Raw genomic sequence first — 22,244 nt, 5'->3', positions numbered from 1 at the left:
TTGGTGGCCTTCGCGCGCATCTTGTCGGCCTGGGCCTTCAACGCGTCGATCTTCTTCTCGGCGTTGGCCCGCTCCCGGCGGCGGCGGCGTTCGTCGAGATCCCGTTGGGCCAGGTAGGTCTTCCAGTTGACGTTGTAGACGTCGAGGGCCGCGCGGGTGGCGTCGAGGTAGAAGACCTTGTTGACGCAGCGGTCGAGCAGGTCGACGTCGTGGCTGACCACAACCAGCCCGCTGTCGTGGGAGCGCAGGAACTCGCGTAGCCAGGCGATCGAGTCGGCGTCGAGGTGGTTGGTGGGCTCGTCGAGCAGCAGGGTCGCGTCGCTGTCACCGGCGCCGGCGAACAGGATGCGGGCCAACTCGACCCGGCGGCGCTGGCCACCGGACAGCGTCTCAAGCTGCTGGCCGAGCACCCTGTCCGCAAGGCCCAGCGCGGAGCAGATCCGGGCTGCCTCGGCCTCGGCCGCGTACCCGCCGAGGGTGCCGAAACGCTCCTCCAGGCGACCGTAGCGGCGGATCGCCACGTCCCGTGCGGCATCGTCGACCAGCTCCGCCATTTCCAGCTGGAGCTTCTCCATCTCCCGCACAAGCACGTCGAGGCCGCGGGCGGACAGCACGCGATCACGAGCGGTGTCGGCCGGGTCACCAGCCCGCGGATCCTGCGGGAGGTAACCGAGGTCACCACGGACGTCGATCTTTCCGGCGAACGGCAGCGTCTCGCGAGCCAGCGTCTTGAGCAGGGTGGTCTTGCCCGCGCCGTTGCGTCCGACCAGCCCGATCCGGTCACCCGGCTGGATGCGGAACGACACCGCCTCGATGAGTGTGCGGGCGCCGGCCCGCAGCTCCAGATCGGACGCGATGATCATAGGTGCACGTGGCCTTCCGGGAAGACGTCAGCAAACGCGGCAGCAGGACAACACGGCCCGCGTCACGGCCCCTCACGAAGCCGTGAACGTCAACGCCGGGAACTTTCAGGGCGACGGACCTGGACGCTGCGAACGTCACCACCGAGCCCATACTCACAGAGTACGGATACCCGCGCCCGCGTCGGTGTGCCCCGGTGATCGGCGTCACCGGGTCATGAGAGGGTGGCGCAGGGCTGCGCCGGATTCCAGGTGGCGCGTGCCCCGTGCGCTCCAGTCGGCTGCCGCGGCCGCCGATCTCGACTTTCATTCCAAGGGGGACGTTCACACCATGTCGACGCTGCTGGTGACCGGAGCCGCCGGGTTCATCGGATCGAACTTCGTCCGCTACTGGCGTGAGCGGCACGCCGGCGACCGCCTGGTAGCGCTGGACGCGCTGACCTACGCGGGCTGCCGAGAGAACCTCAGCGACGTGTTGGACGCGATCACCTTCGTGCACGGCGACATCCGCGACCGCGAGCTGGTCGAATCGCTGCTGCGTGAGCACCACGTCGACATCGTGGTCAACTTCGCCGCCGAGTCGCACAACAGCCTGGCGATCATTCGCCCGGGTGAGTTCTTCTCCACCAACGTCATCGGTACGCAGACGCTGCTGGAGGCCGCCCGCACGGTCGGGGTGGCGCGCTTTCACCAGATCTCGACGTGTGAGGTCTACGGCGACATGGCCCTCGACGACCCGGGCGCCTTCACCGAGGACTCCCCCTACCTGCCCCGTACGCCGTACAACGCGGCCAAGGCCGGCGGCGACCACGCGGTGCGGGCGTACGGCCTGACCTACGACCTGCCCGTGACCATCACGAACTGCTCGAACAACTACGGGCCGTACCAGTTCCCGGAGAAGGTCATCCCGCTGTTCGTCACCCGGGCGCTGCAGGGGGAAAACCTGCCGCTGTACGCCTCCGTGCGCAACCGGCGGGAATGGCTGCACGTCGCCGACCACTGCGCCGCGATCGACGTGGTTCTCCAACGGGGCCGGGTCGGCGAGACCTACCACGTCGGCAGCGGGGTGGAGGCCGACATCGAGACCATCGCCGACACCATCCTCGGCGAACTGGGCCTGTCCGCGTCGCTCAAGACGATCGTGCCGGACCGGCCGTCGCACGACCGGCGTTACCTGCTCGACTCGTCCAAGCTTCGGGCCGAGCTCGGCTGGGCACCCGAGATCGGCTTCGCCGACGGGATGAAGGAGACCGTGGCCTGGTACCGCGACAACGAGTCGTGGTGGCGCCCGCTCCTCGGCCGCTCCCCCGTCTCCGAGACCGCCTGGCGCTGAGACCGCCTGGCGCGGAGACCGCCTGGCGCTGAGACCGCCTGGCGCTGAGACCGCCTGACGTGGAGACCGCCTGACGCGGAGCCGGCACACCCCGACACCGGCACGGTCGTCGACTCCTCGCGGTCAGGCTGGCGCGCTCCGCGCCAGCCTGACCTGACCGCCTACTCGCTGCTGGCCAGCTGGCCAGCTGGCTCGCGCGCAGCATTGTCACGTTCGGCATCCTTACGAATACCCTTGTATTATTTGTTTGATATCCAGATTTAACCCAAATTTAACACTTGGTACGACTGCTTTAATCTAATATTCAGTGCACACCGGCGGTTATTACGTTTTTCCGACCAAGAACGTCGACCCGAAGCAAGCCTTTCGCGTCTCAATTCACCATGGCACCCAGGGATGACATCTGGCGATCACGCGGATGCCGTTGTATACAATTAAGAATTCCGGCTGCCCCGGCACGTGAATCCGACGATGTGACGACCCGACAACCTGAGTCGTTCTTCATGTCACGCAATACAACCGAGACCCATCTACCAGCGCCGGAAAACGATTCAACGAGATCCCGCAAAGGATGATCGTTATGGCTTCTGGAAACGCCCGCCTCGGTATGTGGATGATCGGCGCACGGGGTTCCGTCGCCACCACCACCATGGTTGGCATGGCTGCTATACGTGCCGGGTTGACCTCGCCGGTCGGGTGCGTCACCGAGCTTTCGGACTTCCGTCCAGCGGCGCTCGCGCGCTTTGACGACCTGGTGTTCGGCGGCCATGACATCGGCACCGTCCCATTAGTGAAACGCGCCGAGCAGCTCGCGCTGGCCGGCGTCGTGCCCGTGCATCTCCTCGACCATGTCAAGGACGAGCTGGTTGCGGCCGACAAAGAGATCAAGCTTGGTGTCACGGACCTTCCGTCCGGGCGGACCCAGGCCGAGGTGGCTGCGGGGCTGGTGGCCGATCTGGTTTCGTTCCGACAACGACACCGGCTGGCACGCGTGGTAGTCGTCAATGTCGCGTCCACCGAGCCGACGCCCCCGGAATCAGCAGCCCATGCATCCCTGAGCCGTCTTCGGGAGGCGATGTCGTCGGCTGGATCGGTCGTTCCGACGAGTTCGCTCTACGCTTATGCGGCATTCACCGCGGGCTGTTCATACATCAACTTCACGCCGTCCGCAGGCGCTGGGCTGCCAGCCCTCGACGAGCTTTCCCGCGCCTGCGCCGTCCCCTACGCCGGTAACGACGGCAAAACCGGGGAAACCCTGGTCAAGTCCGCGCTCGCACCGATGTTCGCCCACCGCGCGTTACCGGTGCGTTCGTGGAGCGGAACGAACCTGCTGGGCGGCGGGGACGGCGCCACGCTGGCCGAACCGGCCCGAGCGCACAGCAAGACCAGATCGAAGTCGCGTGTCCTCGAATCCGTTCTCGGCCATCCGGTCGAGGGAATCGTCCACATCGACAACGTACCGGAACTCGGCGAATGGAAAACCGCCTGGGACCACATCCTGTTCGAAGGTTTTCTCGGTGTCCGGATGACGCTCCAGTTCACCTGGCAGGGCTGTGACTCGACGCTGGCCGCACCACTGGTGTTGGACCTCGTCCGTCTCCTCGGCCGGGCCCACGAGACGGGGCATGTCGGCCCCCAGGGTCAACTCGCGTTCTTCTTCAAGGATCCGGTTGCTACCGACGAGCACCGGCTGGTCATGCAGTACGAGGCACTCCGCTCCTGGGCGCGGTCACTGGGACCGCACCGATGACCGCGGTTGCGCATCTGGCGGCCCTGGTCGAGCTGGTGCGAGCGCCCGCCGCACTGACCGTCCCCGGGGATACCATCGCCGGCGCGGCGATCGTGGGCCGGCGGTTGGACCCGGCGAGCGTGGGTCTCGCCGCTGCCTCCATCTGCTTGTACTGGGGCGGAATGGCACTGAACGACATGGCGGACCGCGATGTCGACGCCGTGGAACGGCCACACCGGCCGATCCCATCGGGCCGCGTGACCCCGCGGACCGCTTTCGCGCTGGCCACCGGCCTGACCGCAGCCGGGATCGGTATCGCGGGCCTGGCCGGTGGGCCCCCGGCGCTCATCGTCGCGGTTCCCCTGGCCGCCACGGTGTGGGCCTACGATCTTGCCCTCAAGTCCACCCCGCTCGGTCCCGCCGCGATGGCCACCGCCCGAGCCCTCGACGTCATGCTCGGCGCAGGTCCACACCAAAGCCGCCGTTGCCTCCCCGCAGCTCTCGTCGTCGCCGGCCACACCTACGTGGTCACCGAGCTGAGTCGACGGGAGGTACAGGGCAGCGGCAAGGTGCTACCGAAGGTCACCCTGGGCGCGACCACGCTGGTCATCGTGGCAACCGCGGCCGTCACCCGCCGTCGGGGTACCCGGCGCCACCAGATCGCCGGCATGGGCCTGCTGGGTGCCTACGCCGGGACCTTCGGCGCGGCTCAGGCCGCTGTCGTACGCGACCCGGGCGCGCGCCACGTCCAGCAGGCGGTCGGCGCGGGAATCCTCGGGCTGGTTCCACTCCAGGCTGCGATCACGGCATGCAGCGGCAGGCTTCGGGCGGCCGGCGCGCTGGCCCTGCTCTTCCCGGTAGCCCGGACCCTGGCCAGACGGGTGTCACCGACATGAATGGGCCGCTGCGCTTCGGCTACGGCACCAACGGCTTTGCCGACCACCGCATCGACGATGTCATCGCCGTGCTGGCCGGCATGGGCTACGACGGGATCGCACTCACGCTTGATCATCAGCATCTCGACCCGTTCGACGCCGACCTCGCCCGCCAGGTACGGCGTGTCGGTGCCCGGCTTGCCGCGGCCGATCTCGCGGTCGTGATCGAAACGGGCGCCCGGTACCTGCTCGACCCCTGGCAGAAGCACAGCCCCACCCTCACATCTCCCGACGGCCGGGAACGGCGACTGGACCTGCTGCGGCGGGCGGTCGGTGTCGGAGCGGATCTCGGCGCCGAAGCGGTGTCGTTCTGGAGTGGAACGGTGCCGGCCGGGGTCCCCCGCACCCTGGCCTGGGAGCTGCTGGTTGACGGCTGTGCCAGCGTGGTCACGGCGGCCGAGCAGGCAGGGGTCCAGCTCGGATTCGAGCCCGAACCGGGAATGATGATCGAGGATCTCGCCGGCTACGAGCGCCTGCGAAACGCCCTCGGCGCGCCTGCTGCCTTCGGCCTCACCCTCGACATCGGCCACTGTCGTTGCCTGGAGTCCGCGTCTGTGCCCGAGTGCATCCTGGGGTCGGCGGACCGGGTGGTCAACGTGCAGATCGAGGACATGCGCCGAGGTGTCCACGAGCACCTGGAGTTCGGCTCGGGCGAGATCGATTTTCCCCCGGTCCTGGATGCGCTGACCAAGATCGGCTACGGCGGGCTGGTATCGGTCGAGCTACCCCGGCACAGCCATGCCGCGCCGCTGGTGGCCCGGCGTTCCCTGGCCTTCCTGCGGCAGGCGTGTGCGCCGGGGACAAGTCCTCCCGGAAACGATCCATCCACGGTGAGCCTGGGAGGTGACATCACATGACAGCTGGCGACAGAGCAACTGGCGAGCGGGCGACCGGCGACGGGGGGCTGTCCGTCGACGGACTTGCCTCGACGCTCGCGCTCAGGCTCACCGGTGCCGGGCATGCGTGGTTGACCAACGCGGTCAACGCGGTCAGCGCCGTCGGCGGCAGCGCCGACACGATTGACCAGCTCTTCCCGGCGGTGCGTCGGCACTGCGGCCACGGGCCGCTGCTCGCGTCCACCGGCCCGGCCCCCGGCCCGGGGCTGCACGGCTGGACGGTCGACGAGGCAGCCCGAGTACTGCTACTCACGGCGCTGCCAATCTCCGGCGACACACTTGCCGGCACAGTCGCGAGGTTGTACGAACGCGGCGACGCCGCCGAGCGCCGCGCAGTGCTGCGGGCACTGCCGCTGCTGGACGTCGGCCCGGACACCGTCGCGATCGTTCGGGACGCCCTACGCACGAACGACGCCACGCTGGTGGCCGCGGCACTCGGCCCGTACGCGGCCCGGCACCTCGACGACGCCTCGTGGCGTCAGGGGGTGCTCAAGTGTGTCTTCGTCGGTGTCCGGCTGAGCGAGGTCGCGGACCTGACCCGGCGGGCGGACGAGGAACTCGTGCGGATGCTGGTCGCGTTCGCGCACGAACGCATCGCCGCCGGCCGGGATGTGCCGCCCGACGTGCTGGCTGTGGTGGAGAGCTTTCAACCCTGACCGATCTCGCCCTGACCGATCTCGCCCTGACCGATGTCGTTTTGATCGATGTCGTCCGTCGGAAGGCAGCGCATGCGTATTTTCGACCCCCACATCCACATGACGAGTCGAACCACCGACGACTATGAGGCGATGTACGCGGCCGGAGTCCGTGCCCTGGTGGAGCCGGCGTTCTGGCTCGGGCAACCCCGCACGTCCATCGGCAGTTTTGTCGACTACTTCGACGGGCTGCTCGGCTGGGAGCCGTTTCGAGCAGCCCAGTTCGGGATCGCACATCATTGCACGATCGCGCTGAACCCGAAGGAAGCCAACGATCCCCGCTGTAAGCCGGTTCTTGATCTACTTCCCCGGTACCTGGTGAAGGACCGGGTGGTCGCGGTCGGGGAGATCGGATTCGACTCGATGACCTCCGAGGAGGAGCGTGCCTTCGCCACCCAGCTCACGCTCGCTGTCGAACACGACCTACCCGCGCTGGTACATACCCCGCACCGCGACAAAGCAGCTGGAACATCGCGAAGCCTTGAGCTCATCGATGCATCGGGCATCGCGCCGGAACGGGTCGTACTCGATCATCTCAATGAGGTCACGGTCGGTCTGGTTGCCGGCACCGGCTGCTGGATGGGTTTCTCGATCTACCCGGATACCAAGATGGACCCCGACCGGATGGTCCGCATCCTCACCGAGTACGGAACCGAACGGATGCTGGTGAACTCGGCCGCCGACTGGGGACGCAGTGACCCGTTGCGCACCCGGGCCACCGGCGAGGCGATGCTCGCCGCGGGATTCGACGCCGACGACGTCGAGACTCTTCTGTGGCGCAACCCGGTCACGTTCTACGGCCAGAGCGGACGCCTGGAAATCGACGGCCTCGACGCCGTGGGCACCGACAGCGCAGACGGCACCGACACGGCCGCGCCCGCCCCGGCCGCGGACGCCCTGTTCGCCGGCAATTCGGTGCTGCGCGGTGTCCGATGACCCGGCCCATTGCACGATCATGCAGGTCAGCCCGGTGCCACGGGTCAGCCCGGTGCGGCGAGTCAGCCCGGTGCCGCGATGTCACGTCCGCCCGGCGTGGATGAGGGGCCGTCACCATGCGCTTTCGACACCGCGACGGCACCGTCGTCCACCTGGCGTACTGCACGAACGTCCATCCCGCCGAAGATCTTGCCGGTGTTCGGGACCAACTGGTCAGATACGCCGAGCCGATCCGCGAACAGCTCGGTGTCGACCGGCTCGGGCTCGGGCTGTGGCTCGCCCACGATGTCGCCACGGCGCTGGACACCAACCCCGCCGACCTGGCCCGGCTGCGAGCCGAGCTGGTCGCCCGCGGTCTGGAGGTCGTGACCCTCAACGGCTTTCCCTACCGGCACTTCCACGCTCCGGTGGTCAAGCACGGCGTCTACACACCGGACTGGTCCCAGCCGGACCGGCTCGTCTACACCACCGTGCTGGCGCGCCTGCTCACCGGGCTGATGCCCGACGACGCGGCCCGCGGGAGCATCTCCACCCTTCCCCTGGGCTGGCGGAGCTGGTGGAATGACAGCCGCCGGGATGACGCCGCCCGCCAGCTCGCCGCGCTCGCCGACGAACTCGCCGACCTGGAGCACCGGACCGGGCGCACAGTTCGGGTCGGATTCGAGCCGGAGCCCGGCTGCGTGGTGGAGAGCACCGATGACGCCGTGCGCCGCCTCGCCGGCATCGACACCTTCGACACGTCCAGGCTTGGAATCTGCCTGGACGCCTGTCATCTCGCGGTGGGCTTCGAGGATCCGCAGGCCGCCCTGGGCAGACTCGCCGCGGCCGGTCTGGCGGTGGTCAAGGTCCAGGCGTCCTGCGCGTTGCATGCTCCTGATCCAGCCGCGCCGGGCGCCCGCGACATCCTCGGGGGGTTCGTCGAGCCCCGGTTCCTGCACCAGACTCGCGAACTGGCCGAGCCCGGACCGGACAACGGGTTCGGCGGCGGGTCCGACGTTGGGTCGGGCAGCGGGTCCGAGCGCCGCCTGCACGCCCGCGACGATCTACCCGACGCGCTCTACGGACAGCGCGCACTGCCCGCCCGCGGGCCCTGGCGTGTCCACTTCCACATCCCGTTACACGCCACGCCGGCAGGGCCGGTTGGCAGCACCCGGGACGTCCTGGACGATGTTCTCGCCAACGTGTTCGGTGGGCGACATGCGGTTACCGACCATGTTGAGGTGGAGACCTACACCTGGACGGTCCTACCCGAACGGGACCGCCCGACCGATGAGAAGTCCCTTGCCGCCGGGATCGCCGCCGAGCTGGACTGGACGCGGCGAGCCCTGGTCCGTCACGGGCTGGTGGAGGTGTCATCATGAGCGCGTCCCCGACGGCCCCCACCGCCGTGCTCGTCCTCGACGTCGTCGGGCTGACCCCGGCGCTTCTTCCGCACATGCCGCATCTGCGCGCGCTCGGCGCCGAGGGTTTCACGGCCACGCTGGACCCGGTGTTTCCCGCGGTCACCTGCTCGGTGCAGTCATCCATGCTCACCGGATTGCCACCACGGGACCACGGTGTGGTCGGGAACGGCTGGTACTTCCGGGATCTCGGCGAGGTCCTGCTGTGGCGCCAGCACAACGGTCTGGTCGCGGGCGAGAAAATCTGGCATGCCGCCCGCCGGCAGAACGGCGACTATCGGGTCGCGAATATCTGTTGGTGGTACGCGATGGGCGCGGACGTCGACATCACCGTCACGCCCCGACCCATCTATCACATGGATGGCCGCAAATCACCGGACTGCTACACCGTCCCCCCCGAACTGCACGACGAACTGACCGATCACTTTGGTCCTTTTCCGCTGTTCAAGTACTGGGGCCCGGGAGCGGGCCTACCCTCCTCGCAGTGGATCATTGACGCAGCCGGGCGAATCCTGGACCGCAGCCGGCCGGATCTCACGTTCGTCTACATCCCGCACCTCGACTACGATCTGCAGCGCTACGGGCCGGACTCCGCCCAGGCCAGGACCGCGGCCGGCGATGTCGACACGGCGCTGGCGCCACTGCTGACACAGGCCCGCGCCGCGGGCACCACCGTCGTCGCACTCAGCGAATACGGGATCACCGATGTGCACGGGACGATCGACATCAACCGGATGCTCCGCCGCGAGGGTCTGTTACGCGTATACGTCCAGGCCGGCATGGAGTACCTCGACCCGTGGACGTCGAAGGCGTTCGCCGTAGCCGACCACCAGGTCGCCCACGTCTACGTGGCGGATCCCGCCGACGTGGCGCGCGTGCAAGCCATGATTGCCATGCTGCCCGGGGTGGACGCCGTTCTTGACCGCGGCGCCCAGGCGACGTTCGGTATCGACCACGAACGCGCGGGCGAGCTGGTGGCGATCGCCGAACCCGACCACTGGTTCACCTACTACTACTGGCTCGACGACGACTGTGCCCCTGACTTCGCCCGCTGCGTCGAGATCCACCGCAAGCCCGGCTACGATCCCGCCGAACTGTTCCTCAATCCCGCCGACCCGTGGGCCAAGGCGCGCATCGCCCTCGCGCTCGCCCGCAAGGCGGTCGGCCTGCGCTACACCATGGCGGTGATTCCGCTCGTCCCGTCCATGATCCGGGGAAGTCACGGCCGACTGCCCGACGACCCGCGCAACGGGCCGGTACTGCTGTGCTCCGACCCGAGCGCCGCACGGGAGCGTTACCGCGCCACCGAGGTGAAGGACCTGCTGCTGCGTCTGGCGGGAATGACAGAACCCAACCCGACTTCGCGGCACGGCACAGTAACGACATACGGCGGGACACCACAGTGACCACATACGGCGGGACCGGGCATGTCAGCGAATTCTGACGCGAACACAGACGGCGAGGGAAGGGACGTAGGTAGATGGCTGGTTGATTTCCTGCGCGCGCACGGTGGGATCGCCGGTTCGGTACATTTCCGCAATGGGGACGATCTCGTGCTGGTCGCCGCTCACAATATCCCGCCGCGGATTCAGGAGATTACCGCGGTCGTTCCCCGGGGCAAAGGTATGGCAGGCCTGGCGCTGGCCCGGGGAGAAGCTGTACAGACCTGTAACCTGCAGACCGACGACTCGGGCGATGTACGACCCGGTGCCCGGGAGGTGAACGCGAACGCCGCGGTGGCCCTGCCGGTTACCGATTCGGCAGGGCGGGTTCACGCGATCGTGGGTATCGCCTTCGGCACCGAACGGGAGATCCCGACGCAGGAGATGATCACTCTGCTGGCCGGCTCGGCTGATCTGCCCACCTGACGGCGCCCGTCAGGAGCCATCCGGAGGCTGGTCCCGGACCGTCGGGGGGGCCTGCATCCGGACGCGCCGTGCCCCTCCCGCCAGCCACCAGCGCGAGCGCACACCAAGGCCACGAAGGCGCCGGCGATGACGAAAGGCCGTCCAGGCGATCAGTAGGACGCCCAGAGCGACGAAGCTGAGCACGGTGTCGTGGGAGATGGCGGTAGCGAGATCAACCGCGTCGTCGCCGAGCGCGTAGCCCAGACCGACGACGGCCGCGGTGCGCAGGAACGTGCCAATGGCATCGCCGATCACGAACCGGAGCAGCGACATCCCGTGCCATCCGGTGGCCGCGTAGATCAGCTGGTTCGGGACGGGCAACCATGGTGCGAGCACCAGCGCACCGAATCCCCAACGCCCCGTCAGCCGGTCGACACGGTCGGCGAACTCGACGCTCCTGGGATGCCCACGGGTGATGAGATCGACCGCCGAGCGCCCGTACCGACGGCCCGCCCACCAGCCGAACGCGTCCAGCGGCACCCAGCCGAGCGTCGGCGCTGTGAGGGCAGCGACGAGACCGGCCTTGCCGGCCCGGGCGAATGCGCCGGCGGCGACCATGGCCGGCGAGGTGGCACCGAGGAGCTCGAGCAGGACCGGGTCGGTGCCGATCAGCTGTGGGATCAGCAGCACGCTGGCCGACGCCCATACCGTCTGGGCGACCAGGCCGCCGACGCACATGGCGTCCACCGGCCGTATCCGGGCCCACCACCGGCGCCCGGACGCGCGTGCCGGGTCAGCTGGCTCCGCGGCCATCACGACACATGCCGCACTTTCCGGGCTTTCCCCGGTTCCCGTACTGCCCGTACTGCCCACCGTGGCGGTCGCGAGCGGAGCCACGGTGTCACCCACCCCACTATGGTCGATCGACCAGGCATGACGCGCCCGGGAATCCCGTGATCCGAGCGCACTGCCACCGAGGCTGCTGCGAGCCGACGGACGATTCTTCGCTCATCGTCGTAAATCAGTCACTCATCGACGTATGCTTCACAGCAAATGTGCCGTCCGAATCCGAGGAGGAGTGGCACCATGACAGCTGTGGCGGTGAACCGTGACCCGGTGGCGCAGGAGCCGCAGGACAGGCCGCTCGGTCGGCCGCTGGACATCACCGGCCTCGTCGAGTGGCCGCTGCCGGTCGGCCGGGTCGACTTCGACGAAGGTCTGGCCTACCTCCATGCCGTCGACCCCGGCGGCTACACCACCGACCACCTCGACCAGGCGCCTGACGACTGGCGGCGCTGGGAACTCCTCGACGGCGTCGTCGTCGTGAGCCCGGCCCCCGGCTACGACCACCAACGAGTCGTGATCCGGCTCGGCGCCATCCTCCTCGCCGCCGAACAGGGCCTGAAACGGACCCTGGTCGCACCGTTCGACGTGCCCGTGTCGCTGAAGAAGAGGTTTCAACCCGACGTTCTCGTCCTGCCCGACAGGGAGACGCGCCTGCCGCTCTTGGCCGTCGAGGTGCTGTCCAGGTACGGCCGGCGCTACGACACGGAGGAGAAGCGCGTCGCCTACCAGAACGCCGGTATCCGCTCCTACTGGATCGTCGATCCGAAGGTCCCGTCGGTGACCGTCCACCTGCTCGGCGGCAATGGTTGCTACGACGTCGTCGCCACCATCCGCGGCGACGAACCGTGCGAACTCGCCGAGCCCTTCCCCGTCGCCTTCCGCCCCGCCGACCTGCTGACCTGACTCTCGCCACGGTCGCCGTGGTCGAGGACGGCGCCGCACGCCGAGACGAGCTACCTCCAGCCATCCACAACATTCGAACCATCGGACGCCAATGCGGCATGGTGACCGCGCCGATGTCCGTCAGGAGTGCGTGGGGCGGCATGGTGACCGGCCTGCGCCGACGCGTAGTGTGCCGTCCACGGTGCCGCGTCAGGCCTGAGGGGGAGGGGATGTAGGCGTGGACTGCTATCTCGTGCTGCTTGAAACGTCTGGCAACCAGAACTTCATTTTCGACACCAACAAGCGACGGGAGAACGTCGGCGCGTCCCACCTCATCGCGAGTCTCGCCGCCTGGACGGAAGAAGCGCTGAAAGCCCTTGTCACCGGATGGACGAGACGGTCACGGGTCCCGGCACACACCGCCGAACTGGTCACCGCCACCTCCGGCGATGTCAAGGTCCTGTTGACAGACCGCGAACGGGCACAGGAGCTGGTCACCCGGGTGACCCGGAAAGCCATCGAGGTGGCATCGGGGCTCGACGTGTGCGGTGTCGTCATTCGCTTCCAGTGGGACGACGAAGACCCCGATCCGGTGATGGACGCCATCACAACTGCATATGCGACGCTTCCTGAGGTACGTACACGAAGGGCCGGTCCGCAGTCGCGATTTCCGCGGCTGCCCATCGTCGACCAGTGCACCTCCAGCGGCCTGCCCGCCGCCTACCTGTACGACGAGACGTCCGGTAGCCGATCGCCCCGGCGCGCCGGCGCGGCGAACGCTCGGCTGGTGCCACGGTCGCACCCGTCCGCGGCCAAGTTGGAGGCGGCGCACGACGGATACGACCGACTGGCAAGGGTGACGGTCGGATGGACCGATCCCAACGGCTGTAGACGCCCTGCCCCCTGGGAGAAAGCGGCGGCGGTCGCCGACGAGGACACCGGGTCCGAGCCCCGCATCGATATTGATGAGGATGAGGCTCGGGAGGGGATCGAGGCGGTAGCCGACTACCTGGAGCGCCACGCCGAATGGGTGGCGGTCGTCCACGCCGACGTCAACGGCCTCGGTGCGGTGCTCAGGAATCTCACCACCCGGCAGGCTGTCCAAGGCTGCCGTGGGTACGTCGACCTCCTCGCCGCCTACTCCGAACGCATCGACCGCGCGGCACATGAGGCGTTCCGTGCGGCGCTCGACGAGCTCCGGTTCTATCCAGGGATAAAAAAAGTCAGGAGACCGGGCGCATCCGGAAGCTTCTTCCCGGTCCTGCCGCTCATTCTCGGCGGAGACGACCTCACGGTCGTGTGCGACGGAAATGCGGCGTTACCCTTCACGGCCGCCTTCCTGCAGGCATTCGAAAACCGGACAGCAGCTTTGTTGCACCCTAAGGAAAAACAGCTCACGGCGGCGGCCGGCGTCGCCGTCGTCAAGCAACACTACCCGTTCTCCTCGGCGTATCAGCTCGCCGACGAGCTCACGGACGAGGCCAAGTGCGTGAAAGCCAAGGCTACCGGCGCAAGCGCGCTGTCCTTTCACGTCCTGTACGACAGCGCCGCGACCGCACTGGACGATCTGCGGGCACGCACAACGTTGCCCGGGGGTGACCGGCTCGTTGCCCAGCCATACATCATCACCGGGAATGACAATGCCGGATGGGCGGACGGTCGCCGGTGGTCGGACCTGCTGGCCCGGGTCACCGCGCTGCGGGGGACCGTCGATCCCACCGACGGCGACAGCGACCGCGGACGCGCTCTCCCACGCAGCCAGACCCACACCCTGCGTGCCGGGCTGTACCTCGGCCGCGACACCGCCGACGGTCGCTTCCAACTGCTGCGCAACCGCTACAGCCGCAGCGGCTTGTCTGCGCTGGCCGCCAACAGTGAACGCTGGTCGCTGTTCTGGGAGGAAGGCGGTGTCCACATCACCGGTCTGCTCGATGCGATGGACGCCGAGGAGTTCATCGGTGACCGCGACGAGACGGCGGCAAGCCGGTGACCGCGCACGAGACCGCTCCTCCCGCACCGGCCGCGGCGCAGGAACAGCCGGCGGTCTCCTCGTCGATATCGACGCAGCCGCCGCAGATGTCGGGTCCTGCACCGCTTCCCACCGGTACTCCCCTGTCCTACCGGCTCGTGTTGACCTCCGATTGGCATCCGGGCACGGGAACCGGACGCCCCGGCGACGTCGACCAACTGGTCAACCGTGACCTCGACGGCCTGCCGTACCTGCCGGCTAAGACCGTCACCGGCGTGTGGCGTGACGCCTGCGAAATCGTGGCCCGCACGTTGGACGGCGACGGCGACGGCGACGGCGACGGCGACGGCGACGGCGACGGCGACGGACCATGGCAGGGCTGGGTGAGGTTCGCCTTCGGTAGCCAGCCGGCTCTTTCCGGTAGCCCGACAACGACCCGAGGCACGGGACGGGATGCCGCCGGAGCAGCGGATGGGAAGGCGCCCTCCCCGCCCGCCAGCACGGCGCCGCCGGTGGCCGCGGCGGTGTCGATTCGGGCGGCCCGCTACTGCGATGGCGTGCGCGCAGCACTGGCCGGCGACCCGTTCGTCCGTGAAGCCGTCACCTTCGTCAAACCGGGTGTACGCGTCGACCGGGACACCGGTCGCGCCACGCCCGGGATGTTGCGGTTCTCCGAGCAGGCCCGGGTCGGGTCAGTCCTGCACGGCACGTTCGAGCTCACCGGCACCGCCTCGCCGGGCGGCCTGGCGTCCGCGGCACCGCTGGACGAAAACGCCCGGCGCTGCGTCACGGCGCTGTTGCTTGCCGGCAGCAGGCTCGTCGAGCAGATCGGTGGAAAGCGCCGCCGCGGTAACGGACGGTGCACACTGGAACTCCCGTCGATCATCGATCCGACACCGTGGTGGGACTGGTTGGAAACCGCCTCTCCCCCGCGGCCACCAGCCGTCGATGCCGCGCCCCCCGCAGCCACACCCACACCCACGCCAACCCCGTGGCCGCACCCGACTCCGGTGCCCGGCTGGGAGATTGCGCGACTGAGGATCACCTTGGACGACCCGCTGCTGGCCGGCGGGCGTCAGCTCGGCAACCAGGTGATGGGCCGCGACCACATCCCCGGGTCCACCCTGCTGCCCGGCGCGCTGCGACGCCTCGGACCGGCAGGCCAGGCCGCGCTCCTCGCCGGCCACCTGGTGGTGACAGACGCGACCGTGGACGTCGCAGGCGAACGCGGACTGCCCGTGCCACGCACGTTCGGTGCGGTGAAGACCGAACCGGGTCGGATCATCAACCGCGCCAACACCGACGCGCGCACGCTGGAGACCCGCAAGATCGACGGGTACGTCGCCACCACCCGACCGCTGCGGCAGGTCAAACCGACACTGTCGGTCCACACACACAACAGCGTGAACGACACGATGCAACGGCCGACGACCGACGAGGGCGGCGGCGTGTACACCTACCGTGCGCTGGCGACCAAGCGACCACTGGTCGCTGAGATACGGGTACGTGCGGGCCTGCTGCCCGCCGGATGGGCCGAGGACCTGTCGGGTTCATGGGTGCTGGGACGCTCCCGCAAGGACGACTACGGCCGGGCAACGGTCAGCGCGGCGCCAGTATCACCGCCTGCGCCGCGGGCACGGCTCGTCGACGCCCGCCGCATCGTCGTCTGGCTGGTCAGCGACATGATCTTGCTGGACGAACGGCTGCGCGCGTCCAGCGATCCGGAGTTGCTGCGAGAAGCGCTCACCCGGGAGCTGCGCCTGCCCGCCACGGCGCTGAAGCACGTCGGCTCGGCGGACGGTCGCCGGAGCCATACGTTCGCGGTGACACGCACCGAGTCGTGGCACACCCGCTGGTGTCGGCCGCGTCCGACTCTGCTCGGCCTGGCCGCCGGCAGCATTGTGACCTACGACATCACGGCGGGTGACAGCAGTGACGGTACCACTCCGCGGCTGGATCCGACGCTGGTCGCCGAGCTGGAGACCGGGGGTCTCGGGGAACGGCGCGGCGAAGGGCTCGGTCAGCTGTGCATCGCCGCCGTCCCGGGGCCCTCGGGGGGTGTCGAGGACGGACCCGAGGTCATCACACGCTTCGCCGATACGCAGGAGTCCACCGAGAAAGCCCTGGCGGCACGGATGGAACCCCACGAGGCCGCGACCGGTGCCGCACCGGGTACGACCATGCCCGTCAGCGTCCCGGGCAGGTCGGACACCCGTACCAGGAACATCGGAACCGCGGGCACCGACGACCTGTCGGCCGACGACATCGCGCTCATCGCGGCGCTGCGCACGGAGGCCTGGCGAGCAGAAATCGCGAGGCGTGCCGTCAAGGTCGCATCCGACCCCGACGGCCTACGCCGGGTATTCGGCGACGGCGTCGACAAGGTCCCGCCGTCGCAGCTCGCCCAGCTCCGCGACATCCTGCCCCGGCTGGCTGACCGCGCGGCCACCGAATCGCTCGTCGACAGGCTCGTCGACCCGTCCCGCCGGCGATCATGGCCAGACGGCGTCGGCAGGCAGCTGAAGGCCCTCCTCACCAGACCGGGCCAGGTGTGGGAGGCCCTGGGCTGGGTCGGCCCCGCGGGGCCGACGGCCGGCGGTCAGACCCATGAAGCGCCGCACGCCGCGACAATCGCCGCGAACCTGCGGACGGAGCTGTGGCAGGAGGCGGTGCAGACGTTGGTCCTGACCTGCCTGACCGCGCACCGCCGGAACCGGGAGGCGAAGTGATGGCCGGACGACCTTTGCGCCACCGGCTGCGGGTCCGCGGCTGGCTTGAGGTGTGCTCGCCGCTGCACGTCGGCGGGCTCGGACACGACCCGGACGTGGACCTGCCGGTCGCGTTCGACGGCAAGTCCCGGCTGTACGTGCCCGGTACGAGTCTTGCCGGGGTGTACCGCCACTGGATGACGGGCCGCCGCACCGACGCGAACGCCCTCGGTGAGCTGTGGGGATTCACCGACAACACCGATGGCCGGGCGAGCCGGGTGTTCGTCCGCGACGGCCTCGTCTGCGCCGAACCGAACGACGAAGCGCCCTTCCCGGTGACCCGGCTGGACGCCCGTACCTCGGTCGGGATCGACCGGTACACCGGTGCCGCCGCCTACGGCATCCTGTTCTCCCGGGCAGTCATCCCGGTCGGGGCGTTCATCCGGTTCGAACTCGACGTCGAGTCCGGCGCAACTGACCCGGCCGACGTCGGCTGGCTCCGCGACCGCGCCCGCCTGGCGGCGCTGCTGGACGCCCTCAGTCGTGGCGATATGCTCCTCGGCGCCGCCACGACCCGTGGACTCGGTCGCATCCGGCTGGCACCCGGGGTCGAGCTCGAAGAACACGACCTCAGCAACGCCACCGGCCTGATCGCGCTGCTGCGCGGCGAGCCGGGTAGACCGGGCCTGGACGAACTGCGTGGCGAACCCGACCTTGACCTGCGCCACCGCCTGGCCGTCACCATCGACTGGGCACCGGACGCTGCGGTGATGGTGCGCGCCGATCGCGACGGTGTCGCCGTCGACACCCTGCCGCTGACGGGTGCGGACGGCGCCGACACGGTACGCCTGGTACTGCCCGGATCAAGTGTGAAAGGGGCGCTGCGCAGCCACGCGGAGCGGATCCTGCGCACGCTGGAGAATCGCCGGGCGCCGCGGCCCGTCGGCGACGCGATAGCCGACGCGACGGCGTTCCGCGCGCAACTCGATCAGCTGCACCTGGCGAAGGTGCTGTTCGGCGCGGCGCCGCCCGCCACGCCGTCCGACGTCCACCATTCGGTCCTGGGAATTCCCATCGACCCGGCGGACGGTATCGAAAAGCTTCCCGACGCCCAGGATGAGCGATCCGCCATCCCGGGCGGACCGGTAGGTGCACCCGGCAGACAGTTCGCCTACGGGGTGGGCGCGGTCGCCGTCGCGGACTGTCGCTCGGCGCAACCGCTGGCGGCCGACGTTTGGCGGAAGATCGCCACGGAAGCCGACCTCGGCGCGATGCTGGCGGACAGCGGCAAACCCGAGCAGGACGGCCAGAGCTACCGGCAGTGGCTGTCAGCGCACGGGTTCGATCAGGCGGACCACGTCGCCATCGACCGGTGGACCGGCGGCGCGGCCGACAAGCTGCTGTTCACCGTTCTGGAACCGTGGAACGTCCAGTGGGAACCGATCGAGCTGACCGTCGACATCGCACCGTGGGGCGATGAGGCGCACCCGTCCCTGGCGTTGCTGATGCTCGTGTTACGCGATCTGCGCGACCGTCGGCTGCCGATCGGCCAGGGCACCACCCGCGGTTTCGGCGACATCACCGCCAGCGTGATCATCGACACGCCGGACGGCACATCGGAGCTTGGTGACTACCTTGCGTCACCAACTGGCAGGCGACTGCGGGACGCGTGGGAAGCACTGTGGAAGGAACAGGCTGCGGCATGAGCGGAGTACGCGGAGTAGAACGACTCGGGTCGCGGTCGCTGCGCGGACCGCTGCCCCCAATGCTCACCCAGGTAGCGGAACTGGCGGGTGGCATCGCACTACTTTCGTCACCCGAAGCTTACACCGTCGCCACCATTAGCGATGACGGTAGGTGTAGCACGCCAGACGGCGGTATGCCGGGGGGTGAGGTAGACCTCGGCCGGGTCTATGAGGCGCGTGCCTTCACCCGGGAAGTGGAACTGCGGTGGGTACGGCGCGGCGACAGCGGCCAGGGCGTGCTGCTCGGCGAGCAGGTGACCGGCGGCAACCTGTGGACGGACCTGCAGACCGCGGATCTGCACTACCTGCTGTGGGGTGAGGTGGTCGACGGAGACGAGCCGGCAGGCTGGGTCTCGCTGTCGTCGGCACGGATCGGCACCCTGCGGGTACCGGCGGTGCCGCCGCGAGGACGCAGGCTGCGACTGCGGGCACGCGAATACATCGCGGTGGAACCCGAGCACGGCAACTCCTATGTGCTCGACGAACGGCTGATCGCCATCGAGGAGGGGCAGGTCGATGAGTGAGGCTCTCAGCTCTGATCACAGCAGCAGCGCCGCCGCCGGCGGCACCCACACCCGCAGCGGACGTCTGCACTGGCAGCCCTCGGGAGCCGACGGCGGCCGGCTGGTGGTCGTCGACGGATCGAATCGACGCAAGATCCCGCAACCGGGCAAGGCCCTGGTCGACGACCTGGGTGCGCTTGCCCCCGCCGAACTCGACGGGCTCAGCGTCGACTACGAATGGGTGAAGGGCCAGGTCAGGGGTGTCCGCCGGGCAGGCACCCCGCTGCCGAGCCGTCCCCCCTCCACGCAATCGACCCTGCCCGCCGCGTCCTCCGACACCGGCCGGCGGACCCCGTCGCAAGAGCCTGCCACCCGCGCATCGAATGAAGCGGGCGTCGGTCAGCACAGCATTCCCCCGCGCAGGCCAGGGAGCCGGCATGCAGACGGGCAGCGCCCCGGCTGGACCCGCCCGACCGGCCCGCCGTCCGCTCAGGGGTCCGCCCGGCCGGCGGTCAACGCCGTGGACCTGTTCCGGAACCCCTACACGTTCGTGCCGGCGCTGGCACGCGACGGTGCGGGACCGCTCGGGGACGCCCCACCCGCTGGCCACGACGTGTGGGAACAGGACCGCTGGAGCGGACGGATCGGTGTGACGCTGACGGCCGTCACACCGCTGCTGCTGCTGGACACTGCGCAGGCGAAGCCCGATGACCGGGGGCACACGACCTACTCTGTGCTGCTGCGCGACGGCAGGCCACACATCCCGTCGACGGCGGTCAAGGGGATGTTGCGAGCGGCCTACGAGGCGGCGACCAACTCCCGACTCGGTGTCTTCACCGGCCATGACGAACCGTTGGGATACCGTCCGCCCGCGAGCGCAGGTCTCGCGCTGGTACCGGCACGCGTGGGCCGAGATGCCGCCACGGTCGATCTGCTGACTGGTACCGCGCCGCTTGGCCAGCGGTCGTCCCCGCAAGCCGTGATGTACGCGGCCTGGCTACCGCGGTACGGGTCCGGATCCCGGCGGCCTGTGCTGTACGGCGACCAGTTGGCGCCGGAGCACCGGGACGAGGTCAGGGTCCGGCTGCGGCTGATCCAGCACTACCGCTGGGACAAGCGCCGGCAGGACCACGCCGCCGACTTCCGCTACTGGCAGGTGGTGGCGATCGCTCGGGCCGGCGAGCCGTTCCCGGCTGAGATGAAGGTCGCCGACCCGGTGTGGCGTGACCGGTTCACCGTGCACGAGCCACTGCCCGACACCCGGGAGGCGGCGGGCTGGGTCTGTGTGAACAACCGCAATTTCAGCCGCAAACATGACGAACGGGTCTTCTTCGGCGATTCGCATACCCTGAAGCTGACGGACACGACGAAGAAGGCGTGGACGGCGCTCGTCAATGACTACCGCAACGCTCACCGGCAGGCTGATATCTGGGAGCGGCCGAACGTGAGCACCGACCGGCGCGGCGAAACGCCGAAACCGCCCCGGGGTGGCAGAGAGAAGTTCGCCCCACCGCAGAAATGGCTCGGCCGGGAACCGGGAAAGACGGCATGGAGTCGCCACCTGTACGAGGAGGGAGCGGAGAAGCTCCGCCCCGGCGACCTGTGCTACGCCCTCCTCGATTCGCGGGGGAACCTCGACGCCCTGTACCCGGTGATGATCGCCCGGGAGCTCTTTTCCGCATCGCCCAAGGATCTTCTCCACCCGTCGCTCCGCCCGGCGTCGACCCGCGACGAGCTGTCGCCCGCGGACCGGGTCTTCGGCTGGGTGAATCCGGACGGCCACGGTGCATACCGGGGACAGCTACGGGTGGGACCGGTCACGCTGGACGCAGACCGCGATGCCGTTGGCCACGCGGTTGCGGATTTCGGCGCGGACGGTCTTCCGCTGGCGATCCTCGGCCAGCCAAAACCCCAGCAGGGCCGTTTCTACGCGGCGGCAGGCACGTCGCAGTATCCGATGCCGCTACCGCCACGCACCCCGAGACGGGACTGGTACGTCCCCGGCCGTTCTTTGCGTGGGCGCAAGGTGTACCCACACCATGCCGGATTGGCTGACGACTACTGGCAGAACCCGACCGAAGACCGAACCCAGAAGTTGGACAAAGGGCGCTACCAGGAGTACAGACGCCCGGCGAAAGAGAGCCCGGACAAGGAGCTCACCGTCGACAACCGCGCGTTTGCCACCGGCCGCGACGAACAGCGTGACAACCAGAACCGATCGGTGCGTGGCTGGGTCAAGCCGGGCGTCACATTTCGATTCACCCTGGACGTGATCAACCTGACCGAGGTGGAGCTCGGCGCCCTGTTGTGGCTGCTACGGCTACCGGCGGAGCATTATCATCGGTTCGGGCTGGGTAAGCCGCTCGGCTTCGGCAGCGTCCGGCTGGGCCTCGACACCGAGACGACCGAACTGCGTACAGGCGCCACCATCGCCGACTACTACGCCTCGTTCGGCGATCAGCTCCCTGGTGCCGCTGCAGACGTCGACACGCTCATCGCCGTGTTCGAGAAGGCGTCCGACGTGTGGCCCGGACGCCCGCACCTCGCCGCGTTCCTCACAGCGGCGCTCGGCGATGCGTCCACCCCGGTGCACTATCCGCGGGTCCGGCCCGCCGCCATGGACAGATCGGTTCCCGTCCCACCCGACCCGCGCGGTCAGGCCTACGCCTGGTTCGTCCAGAACGAGCAGGAACGCTCCAACAGCTTCGTGCGGGCCGAAAGCCTCCCGCCCACAGACGGCGACCCGCTCGTCGTATACCCGGCCCCCGACCGTACAGGCCCACCACGATGACCAACGCCACCCCAAACGACGGCCTTGATCCCCGAAGGGACGAGCGGCAACCGGCCACGGCCTGCTGTCCGATGGTGCAAACCGCGACTTTGGAATAGCAGAATCTGCAGCCGGATGGGACGAAAATGGCAGATCTCGGGGTTCTGATCGCGATGATCCCCGACAAGGC

At 68.8% G+C, this 22,244-nt stretch carries 17 protein-coding genes; 15 read left to right on the top strand and 2 right to left on the bottom strand.

What is annotated here, in order from left to right; all coding sequences use genetic code 11:
• Positions 1–863, bottom strand: an 863-nt coding sequence (locus U9979_RS10255) for an ATP-binding cassette domain-containing protein (protein WP_322779189.1), incomplete at its 3' end; no start/stop codon positions are given.
• 328 nt (positions 864–1,191) lie between these two features.
• Between U9979_RS10255 and rfbB the strand changes: the two genes are divergently transcribed.
• From rfbB to U9979_RS10210, 9 genes are all read left to right on the top strand, one after another.
• Entirely contained in the window at positions 1,192–2,193 is a 1,002-nt protein-coding gene (rfbB, locus tag U9979_RS10250) for a dTDP-glucose 4,6-dehydratase (protein WP_322749205.1), read from the top strand.
• 580 nt (positions 2,194–2,773) lie between these two features.
• Complete coding sequence (locus U9979_RS10245) at positions 2,774–3,943, top strand: inositol-3-phosphate synthase (protein ID WP_322779188.1); 1,170 nt, start codon at positions 2,774–2,776, stop codon at positions 3,941–3,943.
• The gene (locus tag U9979_RS10240) at positions 3,940–4,818 is read left to right on the top strand and encodes an SCO3242 family prenyltransferase (RefSeq protein WP_322779187.1); all 879 of its coding nucleotides are present in this window, start codon (positions 3,940–3,942) and stop codon (positions 4,816–4,818) included. The genes U9979_RS10245 and U9979_RS10240 overlap by 4 nt, the downstream gene beginning before the upstream one ends.
• A complete protein-coding gene (locus U9979_RS10235; RefSeq protein WP_322779186.1) occupies positions 4,815–5,714 on the top strand; it encodes a sugar phosphate isomerase/epimerase family protein in 900 nt (299 codons plus the stop codon). The genes U9979_RS10240 and U9979_RS10235 overlap by 4 nt, the downstream gene beginning before the upstream one ends.
• Positions 5,711–6,409 (top strand): EboA domain-containing protein, encoded by a 699-nt coding sequence (locus U9979_RS10230; protein WP_322779185.1) that lies wholly within the window; start codon positions 5,711–5,713, stop codon positions 6,407–6,409. Before U9979_RS10235 ends, U9979_RS10230 begins: the two co-directional genes overlap by 4 nt.
• A gap of 72 nt (positions 6,410–6,481) precedes the next feature.
• Positions 6,482–7,384 carry a TatD family hydrolase gene (locus tag U9979_RS10225; protein ID WP_322779184.1) on the top strand — a complete coding sequence of 301 codons (903 nt, stop codon included), beginning with the start codon at positions 6,482–6,484 and terminating at the stop codon, positions 7,382–7,384.
• 116 nt (positions 7,385–7,500) lie between these two features.
• The gene (gene eboE / locus U9979_RS10220; protein WP_322779183.1) at positions 7,501–8,745 is read left to right on the top strand and encodes a metabolite traffic protein EboE; all 1,245 of its coding nucleotides are present in this window, start codon (positions 7,501–7,503) and stop codon (positions 8,743–8,745) included.
• Complete coding sequence (locus tag U9979_RS10215; protein ID WP_322779182.1) at positions 8,742–10,190, top strand: alkaline phosphatase family protein; 1,449 nt, start codon at positions 8,742–8,744, stop codon at positions 10,188–10,190. Before eboE ends, U9979_RS10215 begins: the two co-directional genes overlap by 4 nt.
• A 21-nt stretch (positions 10,191–10,211) precedes the next feature.
• Positions 10,212–10,652 carry a GAF domain-containing protein gene (locus tag U9979_RS10210; RefSeq protein WP_322779181.1) on the top strand — a complete coding sequence of 147 codons (441 nt, stop codon included), beginning with the start codon at positions 10,212–10,214 and terminating at the stop codon, positions 10,650–10,652.
• 9 nt (positions 10,653–10,661) lie between these two features.
• Here the strand turns inward: U9979_RS10210 and U9979_RS10205 are convergent, their stop codons facing one another.
• Entirely contained in the window at positions 10,662–11,528 is an 867-nt protein-coding gene (locus U9979_RS10205; protein ID WP_322779180.1) for a DedA family protein, read from the bottom strand.
• A 189-nt stretch (positions 11,529–11,717) separates the two neighbouring features.
• Between U9979_RS10205 and U9979_RS10200 the strand changes: the two genes are divergently transcribed.
• The 6 genes from U9979_RS10200 (at position 11,718) to U9979_RS10175 (ending at position 22,075) form a co-directional block, all read left to right on the top strand.
• Positions 11,718–12,380 carry a Uma2 family endonuclease gene (locus U9979_RS10200; protein ID WP_322779179.1) on the top strand — a complete coding sequence of 221 codons (663 nt, stop codon included), beginning with the start codon at positions 11,718–11,720 and terminating at the stop codon, positions 12,378–12,380.
• 217 nt (positions 12,381–12,597) lie between these two features.
• Positions 12,598–14,349: a Cas10/Cmr2 second palm domain-containing protein gene (locus tag U9979_RS10195; RefSeq protein ID WP_322779178.1), complete on the top strand. Its 1,752-nt coding sequence runs from the start codon at positions 12,598–12,600 to the stop codon at positions 14,347–14,349.
• Positions 14,346–17,057, top strand: a complete 2,712-nt coding sequence (locus U9979_RS10190) for an RAMP superfamily CRISPR-associated protein (RefSeq protein ID WP_322779177.1) — start codon at positions 14,346–14,348, stop codon at positions 17,055–17,057. Before U9979_RS10195 ends, U9979_RS10190 begins: the two co-directional genes overlap by 4 nt.
• Positions 17,057–18,742 (top strand): RAMP superfamily CRISPR-associated protein, encoded by a 1,686-nt coding sequence (locus U9979_RS10185; protein ID WP_322779176.1) that lies wholly within the window; start codon positions 17,057–17,059, stop codon positions 18,740–18,742. The genes U9979_RS10190 and U9979_RS10185 overlap by 1 nt, the downstream gene beginning before the upstream one ends.
• Positions 18,739–19,305: a CRISPR-associated protein Csx19 gene (gene csx19 / locus U9979_RS10180; RefSeq protein ID WP_322779175.1), complete on the top strand. Its 567-nt coding sequence runs from the start codon at positions 18,739–18,741 to the stop codon at positions 19,303–19,305. Before U9979_RS10185 ends, csx19 begins: the two co-directional genes overlap by 4 nt.
• On the top strand, positions 19,298–22,075 hold the full coding sequence (locus U9979_RS10175; protein WP_322779174.1) for a TIGR03986 family CRISPR-associated RAMP protein: 2,778 nt from the start codon (positions 19,298–19,300) through the stop codon (positions 22,073–22,075). The genes csx19 and U9979_RS10175 overlap by 8 nt, the downstream gene beginning before the upstream one ends.
• Positions 22,076–22,244 lie beyond the last annotated feature (169 nt).

The sequence above is a fragment of the Protofrankia sp. Cas4 genome (assembly GCF_963555915.1).
Lineage (GTDB): Bacteria > Actinomycetota > Actinomycetes > Frankiales > Frankiaceae > Protofrankia.
This window is presented reverse-complemented; position numbering and strand designations above follow the sequence as displayed.